14 protein-coding genes are annotated in these 13,102 nt (G+C 28.5%); all 14 read left to right on the top strand.

The window, feature by feature from the left end; genetic code table 11:
• Positions 1-36 precede the first annotated feature (36 nt).
• Positions 37-3,420, top strand: coding sequence for a helicase-exonuclease AddAB subunit AddB (gene addB / locus K7H06_RS14075; RefSeq protein WP_223036673.1), 3,384 nt, complete (start codon positions 37-39; stop codon positions 3,418-3,420).
• A gap of 201 nt (positions 3,421-3,621) precedes the next feature.
• Positions 3,622-4,158: a hypothetical protein gene (locus K7H06_RS14070; RefSeq protein WP_223036672.1), complete on the top strand. Its 537-nt coding sequence runs from the start codon at positions 3,622-3,624 to the stop codon at positions 4,156-4,158.
• A 75-nt stretch (positions 4,159-4,233) separates the two neighbouring features.
• Complete coding sequence (locus K7H06_RS14065; protein WP_223036671.1) at positions 4,234-4,734, top strand: hypothetical protein; 501 nt, start codon at positions 4,234-4,236, stop codon at positions 4,732-4,734.
• Positions 4,724-5,290 carry a hypothetical protein gene (locus tag K7H06_RS14060; protein WP_223036670.1) on the top strand — a complete coding sequence of 189 codons (567 nt, stop codon included), beginning with the start codon at positions 4,724-4,726 and terminating at the stop codon, positions 5,288-5,290. Before K7H06_RS14065 ends, K7H06_RS14060 begins: the two co-directional genes overlap by 11 nt.
• A 14-nt stretch (positions 5,291-5,304) precedes the next feature.
• The gene (locus K7H06_RS14055) at positions 5,305-6,021 is read left to right on the top strand and encodes a hypothetical protein (RefSeq protein ID WP_223036669.1); all 717 of its coding nucleotides are present in this window, start codon (positions 5,305-5,307) and stop codon (positions 6,019-6,021) included.
• Positions 6,022-6,537: 516 nt separating this feature from the next.
• On the top strand, positions 6,538-7,092 hold the full coding sequence (locus K7H06_RS14050) for an NUDIX hydrolase (RefSeq protein ID WP_223036668.1): 555 nt from the start codon (positions 6,538-6,540) through the stop codon (positions 7,090-7,092).
• Positions 7,093-7,124: 32 nt separating this feature from the next.
• On the top strand, positions 7,125-7,406 hold the full coding sequence (locus K7H06_RS14045; RefSeq protein WP_223036667.1) for a sodium ion-translocating decarboxylase subunit beta: 282 nt from the start codon (positions 7,125-7,127) through the stop codon (positions 7,404-7,406).
• 112 nt (positions 7,407-7,518) lie between these two features.
• Entirely contained in the window at positions 7,519-9,438 is a 1,920-nt protein-coding gene (locus K7H06_RS14040; protein WP_223036666.1) for a histidine kinase N-terminal 7TM domain-containing diguanylate cyclase, read from the top strand.
• 58 nt (positions 9,439-9,496) lie between these two features.
• Positions 9,497-10,369, top strand: a complete 873-nt coding sequence (locus K7H06_RS14035) for an FUSC family protein (protein WP_223036665.1) — start codon at positions 9,497-9,499, stop codon at positions 10,367-10,369.
• 21 nt (positions 10,370-10,390) lie between these two features.
• The gene (locus tag K7H06_RS14030) at positions 10,391-10,837 is read left to right on the top strand and encodes a VanZ family protein (protein ID WP_223036664.1); all 447 of its coding nucleotides are present in this window, start codon (positions 10,391-10,393) and stop codon (positions 10,835-10,837) included.
• Positions 10,834-11,544 (top strand): GNAT family N-acetyltransferase, encoded by a 711-nt coding sequence (locus tag K7H06_RS14025; RefSeq protein ID WP_223036663.1) that lies wholly within the window; start codon positions 10,834-10,836, stop codon positions 11,542-11,544. Before K7H06_RS14030 ends, K7H06_RS14025 begins: the two co-directional genes overlap by 4 nt.
• 77 nt (positions 11,545-11,621) lie before the next feature.
• Positions 11,622-12,302 carry a DUF421 domain-containing protein gene (locus K7H06_RS14020; protein ID WP_223036662.1) on the top strand — a complete coding sequence of 227 codons (681 nt, stop codon included), beginning with the start codon at positions 11,622-11,624 and terminating at the stop codon, positions 12,300-12,302.
• A 98-nt stretch (positions 12,303-12,400) separates the two neighbouring features.
• Positions 12,401-12,562: a WG repeat-containing protein gene (locus tag K7H06_RS21560; RefSeq protein WP_223040031.1), complete on the top strand. Its 162-nt coding sequence runs from the start codon at positions 12,401-12,403 to the stop codon at positions 12,560-12,562.
• A gap of 55 nt (positions 12,563-12,617) precedes the next feature.
• Positions 12,618-13,100: a GNAT family N-acetyltransferase gene (locus K7H06_RS14010; RefSeq protein ID WP_223036661.1), complete on the top strand. Its 483-nt coding sequence runs from the start codon at positions 12,618-12,620 to the stop codon at positions 13,098-13,100.
• Positions 13,101-13,102: the final 2 nt, after the last annotated feature.

Below are 13,102 nucleotides of genomic sequence, written 5' to 3'. Positions count from 1 at the left end.
GCTATAATTTGATATATAAGGAATAGGGGTGAGAGCATGATTAGATACGTTTTTGGAAGAGCAGGTACGGGAAAGACTCATTTGGTCTTAGAAGAGATAAAAAAACGATTAGAAAATAGTGATCATAATAGATTGATATTGATGGTACCAGAGCAATTTACATTGCAGGCAGAAAGAGATTTGATAGAAAAGCTTAATTTACCAGGAATTATGGACGTAGAGGTTTTAAGTTTTACAAGGCTTGCGCATAATGTTTTAAATGAAGTTGGAGGAATTACAAGGATTCATATTAATGAACAAGGAAAAAATATGGTTCTTAGAAAGATTATAGATGAAGCAGAAAAAAGTTTAAGTATCTATAAAAAAGCATCACAGCAGGATGGATTTGTATCTATGTTTAATGACCTAATATGTGAGCTAAAGCAGCATGATATTGATCCGTTAGATTTAATAAAAGGATTAGAGGATATAGAAAAGAGTAGTATTCTTCACCATAAACTAAAGGATATTGCCTATATTTATGAAGAATTTGAAGAATATTTGAAAGATAGATATATTGATACGGAAGATTATCTAAATCTATTGATTGAAAAAATAGATGATGCAAAGTTTTTAAAGGATGCAGAAATATGGATTGACGGATTTCAAAGCTTTACGCCTCAAACGTATCGGATTATAGAAAAAATCATGAATAGGGCAAAACAAGTTACCTTTACATTTACTATGCCATTTGTAGCAAAAGAAAAAGATGGAGATTTATTCAAAGTAGTAGATCATACTTATGGAAAAATTCATGATATTGCTATGGAAAATGGTATGACAGGAGAAATTATTAACCTAGATCAAGATAAAAGAGAAGTCATGAAAAAATCAGATGAAATCAATCACATAGAGCAAGAGTTTTATGGGTATCCGTATAAAAGATATAATCAAGAAATATCTAATATGAGTGTCTTTTCAGGACTTAGTCTTTATACAGAAATTGAAAATGTTGCTGCCAAAGTTATTTCTTTAGTAAGAGATAGAGGGTATAGCTGGAGAGATATTGCTGTTGTATCTAACGCTATGGACAGCTATGGACCATTAATTAGAAGAGTTTTTGATGAATATGATATTCCTTACTTTTTAGATGAGAAGAGAAACATTATGCATAATCCTATCATTGAATTAATACTATCTTCTTTACGTGTAGTTTATCGAGGATATAGATATGAGGATGTATTTAGATTTTTTAAGACAGGCTTTAGTGGTGCATCTGTAGACACTTGCGAAAAATTAGAAAATTATGTATTGAAGTATGGGATACAAGGGAATAAATGGAAAGAACCTTTTGTGTTAGAAGATATAAATAGAGATGAATTAAATGGATGCAGAGAAAAGTTTATAAAACCTATGGAAAAATTAGAAAAAAAGGTAAAGGGGAGAAGGACTGTAGGAGAGATTACAAAGGGAATTTATGATTATTTAGAAGGGATAGATATTCATAAAAAGCTTGAAGATTGGATTGATTTATTAAGATGTGAGGGCCAGCTTGAATATGTGAATGAAAATACCCAAATATGGAATATTGTCATGGAAGTATTTGACCAGATGGTAGAAATTATTGGAGAACAAAAGATTACATTGAAAGAATATATCAGAGTATTAGATTCTGGATTTTCATCTCTTGAAATAGGAATTATTCCTACAACGATTGATCAAGTATTAGTAGGGAATATTCAAAGGTCTAAAAGTCATGACATAAAAGCTTTATTTGTAGTAGGGGTAAATGATGGGATTTTGCCATCAGGAAAAGATAAAGAGGGTATATTATCTGATGAAGAAAGAATCCTTATGAAAGAAAAAGATATTACCTTAGGATATGATAGTCAAAGAAAAGCCTATGAAGAAAAATTTTCTATTTATACCACATTCATAAAGCCGAGTGAATACTTGTGGATTAGTTATGCTATGGCAGACCAAGAGGGAAAAGCTATGAGACCTTCTGTACTAATTGATAGATTTAAAAAAATATTCACAAAATTAAATATAAAAAGCGATGTTATCCACAGCATAGAGCAGCAAAAGAACTTAATATCCACACCCAAAAGTACTTTTAAATATTTGATAGAAAATATTAGGGAAAAGTTTGATGGAAAAGAGATAGAAGATTTATGGTGGGATGTATATAATTGGTATTATCATGAGGAAGAATGGAAAGAAAAAAGAGAAGAAGTTATAGAAGGACTATTTCATAATAATCAAGTGGAATATATAGAAGGAAACAATGTAAAAAAGCTCTATCATGTTCCTATAAGATCAAGTGTATCAAGGCTTGAGCAGTTTGTGAATTGTCCCTTTGCTCATTTTATAAAATATGGGTTAAAACCAAAGGAACGAAAAATGTTTGAAGTAAAAGCCCCTGATATAGGAGAAATCTTCCATGAATCTATGGAAAAGTTTACAGGAAAGCTCAAAGGCGAAAATATGGATTGGCGTAGTTTAGAAAAGAATCAATGTGATCAAATGATAGATGAAGTGATTGATGGATTAGTTCCTGGTTATGGAAATGGTGTAATGCTTAGTACCAATAGATATAAGTATCTCGTAAAAAGACTGAAAAGAATTAGTAGGAGAGCTGTGTGGACATTGACTGAGCATATTAAAAAAAGTGGTTTTGAGCCAAGTGGATATGAAGTTGGATTTGGTATGGATAAAATGTATCCACCTATTGAAATAGAACTTTCAGATGGAGAAAAAATATATTTAGAAGGAAGAATTGACCGAGTAGATTTATTGGAGGATGAAGAAAATGAATATATAAAGATTATCGATTACAAATCAGGGAATAAAGAGTTTAGTCTTTCTGAAGTGTATTATGGTATTCAGCTTCAGTTAATGATTTATTTAGATGCTGTATTAAAAGCTAAAGATCAAAATGGTAAAGAGAAAAAACCTGCGGGTATTTTCTACTTTAAAATAGACGATCCCTTAATTAAAACAGAAGAAAAAGCCATAGAACTCATAGAAAAAGAAATACGAAAAAAGCTAAAGATGAAGGGCTTAGTATTAAAGGATGTAAAGATTGCTTATGAGATGGATAAAGAATTAGATCGGTCCTCTGAGGTGATTCCTGTAGGATTAAAAAAGGATGGACAATTTACCAGCAATTCTTCGGCTGTTGATGAAGGGACCTTTATGGATTTAATCAAGCATGTAAGAAAATTAGTTACAGAAATTAGTTATGAAATGATGAAGGGAAACATAAAAATAGTTCCTTCAAAAAATGGAAAACAAACGGCTTGTGATTATTGCTCGTATACAAGTATTTGTCAATTTGATAGTAGTTTAGAGGATAATGAATATAAAAATATGAAAAAACTTTCGAATGAGGAAGTGTTAAAAAGAATAAAAGAAAAAGAAGAAGACTCCAGAGAATAATCTGGAGTTTTTTGTGTAGGGAAAAATTAAATTATTTGGGAAATTTAGTATGGTATAATGAAAAAAGTGCAATCGTGTTTGAAGGATACATGATCGTTTAAAATTGGAGAAGGATTATAAAAAAGCTTATATGCTGTTAACATACATGTAGTTTATGGACTATAATTGAATTGTTATGAGTTTATTTAGGAAGGAGTTTTTATGGAAAATTATATATTTATCATAGGAATAGGAATAATGATTTTCATTTTATGTAATGAAAGTTATCATAAAATGAAGAGAAAAAATATAGTAAAATCTTTAGAAAGTAATAGAACTTGTATAGTAGTTGCTTTTTTTTGGTTATTAGCAAGTATTATGTATGTAAGGTTATTTCATGGATACGAAGGAGATCTCATAAATATAGAAATGAAATATATTAAGGTTGCAATAATATATGGACTATCAGGTCTTATTTGGCTTGTAAGAGGTATTCAAAGAGATTTAATTAATGAAGATGGTATTTTTACTTTAAAAGGAAATTATAAATGGAAAAAAATTATTCGTTATGAATGGGGAATAGAAGAACAACTGAAGAGAAAAAAAGAAACTATCCAATATTATAATTTAACTTTTTTTATAAGAAGAAATAAATTTGATAAATTTTTTACTGGGGTAGATGAAAAGGAAGTTATTTTGAAAATAAATAAAGACAATAAAGATCAAGTAGATAATTTTTTGAAAGAATCATTGGAATGATAAATCCAAAAGATAGAGGAATTGCAATAATCATTATATCAAAATAGTGTGAATATAAGATGAAAAAAGAAAGGAGTGGTAGATATTAAAGTATTAAGAAGAATTATAATAATCATATGCCTTGTTATATTGATTCCAGAAATTATTCATAGTTTACCAAAAGATAAATATTTAGATGATAACAAAATAAAAAGAGCTATAGAAAAAGGAGAAGCTGAAGTCATTGAACTGAATATAAAAGACAAAATTGATAATGATATTTTTACGGCTGAAAGATTGATTATTGGAAAAGAGGAATCATATTTAATATACTCGTTAAGAAAAAGTGAAGTTGGATGGTCTTTTCCAGCGCCTATTCAAATATATGATGAAAAAAATAAAAATTATCAATGTACACAGGGATTTAGTAGGGGAAAGCTGTATCTAAGCATCAATAGAAGATATGGAGATGAAGGGGTATTGCGATTTGATAAAATAGAAAAAGATGTGAAGATGCTTATACTAAAATTAGAATGGTATGACCGGAAGATGGAAATAGAAATACCCTTAAAGAAGGTGAAATCTCATGAAAAATAAGATGAAAGAGATTACAATATGGTCTATAACAATTATATTAGTGATCATATGTATAGAAATTACATTTTTAGATTATGGTAATTTTTCTGCTGTTGAAGCACATAAGCAATCTGAAAGAACGATATATTATGGACCTTCAGAAATAATTAAAACAATTGATATAGAAAACAAAAGATTATTTTTATGCCGATATAAAAAATGGTTTTCGTTAGATGAAGTAGAAAAAGAGTTGATTAAATGGTACCCAGGTACTGGTGTTACAGGAACTGAAATTAAAAAAAATGAAAAAATCACTTTTTCTTGGAGGATTAGTAAATCAAATATAGATGAGTCAAAAGAGATCATAAGATGTTTTGGATATGTTAATGACACAAATATTACGAAAGTAATATTAGAGAAAAATGGTGACTCTGATCCTACAAAGATCGAATATGATTTAGATGAAAGCAGATTATTTGTATTTTGTTGGACTGATAAAAAAATAGATGATAAAGGAATCGGTAAATTAAAAGGACTTGATGCTAGTGGAAAGATTATATGTGAATATGATCTATAAAAGGAGAATATTTTATGAAGGATGATTATTTCTACAGTGTCATGATTTTACTAGTAATATTTTCAATAATGATAAAGCCAGTGAAAAAAATTAGAAGATATAGAGAACGTAGATCAATTCTTAAAAAAATCTTTAAACTAAGTAATGGATTTGGAGGAGTATCTATGGTAATAACATGTGATGCAAGTTGTAGCATGGGATATATATATTTAACAAGAGATCCAAAATATTCATATTATGACCCAAAGAAAATTGAAAAATATATTAAAAAAGAAAAATACAAGATGTGGGTAGAGGAGAATGCAGATGTTAATGGGCTGATATCTAATATTCCTATTAAGCATAAAACATATAATCAAGCTATAGCTGATTGTGATATAACTGAAGAATATTTAAATGATGAGAATGAAGAAGGGTATTTAACAGGTATTGAGCTAAATTTAAGCAAGAACAAATTTATAGAATTGATTAATGGAAAAGCATTTAAATTATATAGAGGATTATGGAAAGAGAAAGAATGCATGGTTACCACATTTGATATTACAGATAAAGTTTTTAATAGTAATAATGTAATCTATCCCATGAATAAAAACAAGGATGTATATTTAATTTGTGATGTTAGTAAACAGTGGAATATATGTACGATTAAAGGATTGATATCTTTTAGAGATGATTTATATTCATATGAGTACTTAATGACTCCTAAATTTATTTTAGTAGATAAGAAATGAAAAGAATTAAACAACAGTTGTTATTAAGAGGATTAGGGGAGAAACTTTAAAAATTATGGCGGTGATAAAATGAAAAAAAATAGAATTTTTTATATGATTTATGCATTACTTATCATATGCATGATCATTACATTACTTATTGTATATAAGGATATTGATTACCCATTTGCGTATAGATTTGTAATAGGTTCTCTGATTTTTCTTTTTTTCTTTTTTATTTATTTGATTTTTAGGACCATTAGAAGGGTAAGAAAACTAAAATGGACTGAAATAAGGAAACGGTTAGGGAAGTTTATAGGTACGTTTATTTTGTCATGTGTATTCATTTTTGTTATGAATTATGTTTTTGGATCATCGAAAGTAGATTTATTAAGGTGCTGTTCTATTTCTTTTGGATCAGCTTTGGGCATTTCTTTTTTTGATTTAGCATTTTTTAGAAATATACAAGAATAGAATACTTGACAGAATATGAAATCAGTGAATTAAAAAGATCAAAGTATTATAGAGGAGCGAATTGTGAACATGATGGATTTAATAAAAGCATATAAACCTTTTAATGAACAAGAAAAAAAAGACAAAGAAATGATTTTAAAGTGCATAGATACCTTTAAAGATATTCTAACTAGAGAAAATGAGATTGCACATATAACAAGCTCAGCATTTGTAATCAATAAGAACAAAGATAAAGTATTAATGGTCCATCATAATATATACAATACATGGTCCTTTACAGGAGGACATGCAGATGGAGAAGATGATTTATTAGCTGTTGCAATAAAAGAAGTAAAGGAAGAAACAGGAGTAAAGCATATTCGTCCAATTACTTTAGATATTTTTTCATTAGAGGTATTGCCAGTACTTGGACATACGAAAAAAGGGAAATATGTATCAGCACATTTACATTTATCTATTTGTTTTTTAATGGAAGCTAATGAAAATGATGAGCTTATTGTTAAAAAAGATGAAAACAGTGATGTGAAATGGATTCCAATAAATCAAGTAATTGAATCTACTAATGAGCCGCATATGAAGAAGGTGTACAGGAAATTAATAGATAAAATTAAAAAGTAAAAACTGAGATATGAATGTAAGGAGGATTAAAATTGAAAAAGGTAAAAATACTTAAGATTGCTACATATGTTAGTGGTGCTATAACAATTTTACTAGGATTCATCTATTTTTTTAAAGATTTTATATGGCATATGCTTTTTAAAATGCCTTCGGAAAGTGCATCTTCAATAGGAATTATTGGAGGTGCTGATGGACCTACAGCAATTTTTATTGCAACTAGTACAGGGATATCCTTAGAATTATTAATATTCATTTTTGGAGGAATAACTACAATACTATTTTTATTAAAAAGAATCTTAAAAAAGAATAGTTAGCAAGAGAGGTAATATATTCAGATAAATTAGATAACGTATAGATATTTATTGAAAGCTATTTACCATGATATAATAAACTAAATATAGTACGAATTATTTAGGAGGATTGTGAATGAATTGGGATGCACTATTGTATACGATTCCTTTATGGATTACCCTAACGCTATCTATGGGTATTGCTATATATATTTATAAACGTCGTTTAGTTCCAGGAGCAACCTCTTTGTTTCTTATGTCATTGATTATGGGGTTATGGTCTTTTGGTTATATTTTTGAATTGCTTTCTCCAAGATTAAATGGAAAAATATTTTGGGATAATGTACAGATGCTTGGAGGTGCTATGGGAGCAAGTTGTTTTGCATTTGCATTACAATTTACAAAGCAAAAAATTGATCTTAAGAAAAAGATATGGTTTTTATTATTTACGGAACCTGTTCTCATTTGGATTTTAGCTGTGTTAAATGTAACTAAATTATTTAGAGAAAATGTTCAGATGTATACAGGTAAGCCATTTGCTTCTCTGATTTATGATATGGGGATAGCTTCTTGGATAGATTTTATTTATGGTTATGGAATGTATTTTTTATTTCTTGTGTTATTAATTAGATTTTTTATTCGCTCACATGATTTATATCGTAGGCAGGCTACAGTTATAATGATTGGGTTAACCATTACTGCTTGTGGATTTATACTATTCTTTCTAGGTTTAACGCCTAAATTTATGAGAGATCCTTCTCCTTTTACCTTTACTATTTTAAACTTAACTTTGGTATGGACCATTTATCGTTATGGATTTTTGAGTATAGTTCCTATTGCCAGAGAAACGATTTTTGAAAAGATGAATGATGGATTAGTTGTATTGGATCATAATAAATTAATTGTGGATATGAATTTATCTGCACAAATTATTATCAATAAAGTATCGAATAAAGTAATAGGCCAATCTATAGAAAAGGTTTTTCCGGTTTTACAGGAGTTCTTAAAAAATATGGATGATTCCATACAAAAGCATTCAGAAATTATTTTGAAAAGAGATATACAAGAATATATTTACGAAGTAGAACTATTACCTTTGATGAATAAAAAACATATTCATAATGGTTGGTTGATTGTCATGCATGATGTAAGTAAACGCAAACAGTTAGAAAAAGCTTTACAAGCCAGTGAAGAAAAATATAGAAATGTTTCAGAGTTTGCAAATGATGGCATTGTCATTGTTCAAAACGGGAAGGTTCAATATGTGAATAAGAAGTTATTAGAGATGATTGAGTATGGGTATGAAGAAGTAGTAAATTATTCTTTTGAGAGCTTTATTATTCCAAAGTTTAGAGATAAGATTAACGAAAAGTATAGAAAAAAAATAGCCGGTGAAGATGTTAAAGCGCAATATGAGACAATTTTGCTTTGTAAGAGTGGGAAGCTATTAGATGTAGAAGTAAATAGTGCGTTAATGAATTATAATGGAAGTATAGCTATATTAGGTTATATACGGGATATTACAGAAAGAAAACGTGCAGAAGAAGCTTTACGTGAGTTGGCTACAAAAGATCCATTAACGAAACTTTTTAATCGGAGACATTTTTTTACACTTGGAACAGATAAATTTGAACGAAGTGTAAAGGAGCAACATCCTATATGGGCAATGATGATAGATATTGATCACTTCAAGAAGGTAAATGATCAATATGGACATGCAATAGGAGATCAGGTGATATGCGCTGTTGCAGAAATGATTATGCATTCTATTAGAAATTGTGATATGGTAGGAAGGTATGGAGGAGAAGAATTTGCTGTGTTATTACCTGCAATAGAGATAGATGAAGCACAAGCATTAGCAGAAAAAATTAGGAAAAATATTATGGATACAGCAGTGAATACAGCAAAGGGAGAGGTATTTGTTACAATAAGCTTAGGACTCGCTAATAGAATGATGGAGGATAGTGTAGATAAATTATTTGATCGAGCAGATCAAGCCTTGTATATGGCTAAACAGAGTGGCAGAAATAAGGTCATAGTGTATAAGGAGAAGTAAGTATATTTGTAGGATTTGAAAGAGACATTGTATAAAGTTAGTAGTAAGGAGTAATCGTATGAAATTTAAAATTGGAATGAGAAATATCAAAACTGCTTTGGCAGTTTCTTTGTGTGTGCTTATATCTGAACTGTTAAAACTTGAATACCCATTTTATGCTGCAATTGCAGCCATTATTTCTATGGGCAATTCTATAACAAATTCTTTTAAAGTAGGAAAAAATAGAATGATGGGTACGTCTGTAGGAGCATTTATCGGTTTAATGTTTGCATCTATTCAACCTAACAATGTATTGTTATGTGGATTAGGTATTATTGTAGTCATCTATATTTGTAATTTGCTTAAATGGAATAAATCTATAACTATTGCAGGAATTGTTTTTATGGCAATTATGGTGAATTTAGACGGTCAAAGTCCTATACGATATAGTGTAAATAGAATAATAGATACATTTATAGGAATAAGTGTGGCTTTAGTAGTGAATTATTTATTTTTTCCATATGATTATAAACATAAGATATTGAAAGGATACAACACCATAACAAGTAAGGCTTCATTAATCATTAATCAGATGATCTGCCTTGGGATGAACGTAGATTTAGGTGATTTAAAAAGAGAGATAGGTGATTTAAACAAAGAATTAGATGTTTGCAGTACTGAATATAGATTGAAAAAAGATGAAAATAATAAAATAAAAAATATGAGAAGGAAAATTGAATTATATAATGATATTTATGAAAATTTGAGAATGCTTCAAAGGATGGAAGAAGGAAGATTCTTGAATGATGATAATATTGTAAAACTAAAGAGGTTGAATTATTTTGAGTTTAGAAATAAAGGAGAATCATGTGGTGATTTGAATATTGTATACAACTATCATATAGGTAGGATTATTGAAGATTTGCAAAGTATACAGTTGTGTGAGGCTTAATTTGTATAGGGGTGAATGGTTTTGAGATTGTGTCAGAAACAAGCATTAAGAAAATTATTTTGTATATTGTTTATAGCATACTTATTGTATTTGTTGTATTTAGTCTTTTTCAGTACTTATTATGGAAGAGATTATCATCATGGAAGTTATAATTTTATGCCATTGAAGACTATATCACAATATTTATTTTTAAAACATGGAATAAAAGCTACTATAGTGAATATTGGTGGTAATATTTTAGCATTTATGCCATTAGGTTTTTTGTATCCTATAGTTTGGAAAAAAGCAAACAAGTATAAATATATTTTGAGTGTATCATTGATATTGACGTGTTTTATAGAAATAGTTCAATATATTGTTGGAGTGGGTACTTGTGATATAGATGATGTTTTGTTAAATGTAGTAGGTGGATTGTTAGGATATATACTGTATAAAACGGTTAGTCCGATGGAAAGGATTATAAGATGAATATTAACAGGCATATATTATATGATTTGAAGAAAGATACTATAAAGAACATCAATATGATTAATTTCATTAAAAATTATCCAATTGACTTTGTAGAAAAGATAGGGCAGTCCATACTGATAAAGGGTAAAAGCGATGAAAATTGGGTTTATATAAGTAGTTCCTCAAAAGAGGAATTTGAAACATTACTGAAAAAATGTGATGATGAAGGCTATTTTGCAGTGATGGAAGATTGGATGATTCCTTATATAGTTAAAGATAAAAAAATAGATTGGCAGTTATCTTGTATGAAATTATTTTTTCCTAAAGAAAAGGAATTATCTAAAAATAAATATAAAATGATTCAATTATCAATAAATGATGCAGAATATATTTATAATCATTCTCACTATAAAGAGTATACATCAATTGATTATATAAAGACCAGAATAGAAAAAGGAATAGCTCTGGGAATTTATGAAAATGAGAAATTAATTGCTTGGATTATGACCCATGATGATGGTGCTATTGGATTTTTACATGTTCTTGAAGAATATAGAAATAAGGGATATGGCTATTATCTAATAGGAGCTCTGATTCAAAAGTTGAGAGAAATTGGAGAAATTCCATTTGTTCATATTGAAGAAGATAATGTAAAATCTATGAACTTAGCCATTAAAATTGGATTTATGAAAGATAGAAGAGTTCATTGGATCAAGAGAAGCTGAATATATTTTAATTATTATTATAACAATAATAATTAAAGCAACGATTATAAAAATAACTAGAAAGAAGGATAGATCTTTTGATAATTGTAATTCGGACAATTTTAGCACTTATGTTTCTTTTTATAGCTACAAAAATATTAACGAAAAGAAGCTTAGCTAAATTAACTTATTTTGATTATCTTGCTATGGCAACGCTAGGAACTTTAGCTGGTAATTTAGCATTTAATGTGAAAGTAAAGATTATAGATTTTATTATTTCCATGACAGTAGTTACGCTAATGGTTTATTTAGCATCTTATATTTCTTTGAAATCTAAATCATTACGTAAATATTTGGCTGGAGAGCCGACTATTTTAATTAAGAATGGGAAGATTTTAGAAAATAATATGTCTAAATTAAAATATTCTTATGACTATTTGATTCAACAACTTCGACAAGAAAAAGTTTTTGATATTAGCCATGTTGAATTTGCAATTCTTGAATCGAATGGTGAATTAAGTATTCAGTTAAAGTCTCAAAATCGACCAGTTACACCAAAGGATCTTAATATACATACCAGTTATGAAGGGATTGCTACAGAGATTATTTTAGATGGAAAATTAATAGAAAATAATATTAGGTTAAATAATATAACAAAAGATTGGATTGATAATGAACTAAAGAAAAGAGGTATTGAAGATATAAAGGAAGTAGCATTTGCAGCATTAGCTACAAATGGGAATTTGTATGTAGATTTATATCGAGATGAATTTATTTAACACTCCTCGTTCGGTAGGAGTGTGTTTTTTTAAAGGAATGATTGTAAAAAAATAGAATAAATGTAAAATATACTTAAAGAGATAAAAGACAATATGGAATTATAAAATTAGATGATAAATATGGATTTATCAATAAAGAAGGTAAATTAATCATAAAGGCAGAATATGATAAAGTAAGATCTTTTTCAGAAGGTCTTGCTCCTGTGAAAATCAATGGGAGATGGGGATATATAGATAAGAATGGAGAAAAAATTTTATAAAAAACAAAAAATTTGATTGTAAAAAGTTCAAAAAATTAAATGGGGGATGAAAAATATGATTGAAAATTTAATTGTTAGAGAATGTCAATCAAAGGATGAAGATTCATATGTAAAATTAAACTTGGATTTTATGAAAATTGTTAAGGAGGAACATCCCTATTGGGAAAGTTTAAAAACGCCATCAGAAGAAGAGTTTAAAAAAACATTTAGAGAAGCTTTAGGGTCTGAACGTATTATGATTATTGTTGCTGAGGTGAATAATGAAGTAGTGGCATATGCTAATGTGTGGAGTGTATATAGTATTTGGTCTAGAGGTAAGGCGTTGACTGTTGATGATTTATATGTAAGCTCTTCTTGTAGAAACAATGGAATTGGTAAAAAAATAATAGAGTATTTATTTGAATATGCAAAGAATAATGATTATAAAAGAGTACAATTACATGCAGAAATGGATAATGAAAAAGCCCATAAGTTATATAGAGCCTTTGGATTTAGTGAAAAAGAAATGTTATACTTTATGAGAAAATTAGGATGTTAATA

This window comes from Crassaminicella profunda, from assembly GCF_019884785.1.
Lineage (GTDB): Bacteria > Bacillota > Clostridia > Peptostreptococcales > Thermotaleaceae > Crassaminicella > Crassaminicella profunda.
The sequence above is the reverse complement of the archived record's forward strand: the minus strand, read 5'-3'. Positions and strand labels throughout refer to the sequence as shown.

Bases quoted from the DNA above. Each gene is read 5' to 3' on its own strand.
- K7H06_RS14025 (WP_223036663.1), top strand. From the start codon at position 10,834: ATGAATATTAACAGGCATATATTATATGATTTGAAGAAAGATACTATA.
- K7H06_RS14070 (WP_223036672.1), top strand. From the start codon at position 3,622: ATGGAAAATTATATATTTATCATAGGAATAGGAATAATGATTTTCATT.
- K7H06_RS14055 (WP_223036669.1), top strand. From the start codon at position 5,305: ATGAAGGATGATTATTTCTACAGTGTCATGATTTTACTAGTAATATTT.
- addB (WP_223036673.1), top strand. From the start codon at position 37: ATGATTAGATACGTTTTTGGAAGAGCAGGTACGGGAAAGACTCATTTG.
- K7H06_RS14060 (WP_223036670.1), top strand. From the start codon at position 4,724: ATGAAAAATAAGATGAAAGAGATTACAATATGGTCTATAACAATTATA.
- K7H06_RS14035 (WP_223036665.1), top strand. From the start codon at position 9,497: ATGAAATTTAAAATTGGAATGAGAAATATCAAAACTGCTTTGGCAGTT.
- K7H06_RS14010 (WP_223036661.1), top strand. From the start codon at position 12,618: ATGATTGAAAATTTAATTGTTAGAGAATGTCAATCAAAGGATGAAGAT.
- K7H06_RS14040 (WP_223036666.1), top strand. From the start codon at position 7,519: ATGAATTGGGATGCACTATTGTATACGATTCCTTTATGGATTACCCTA.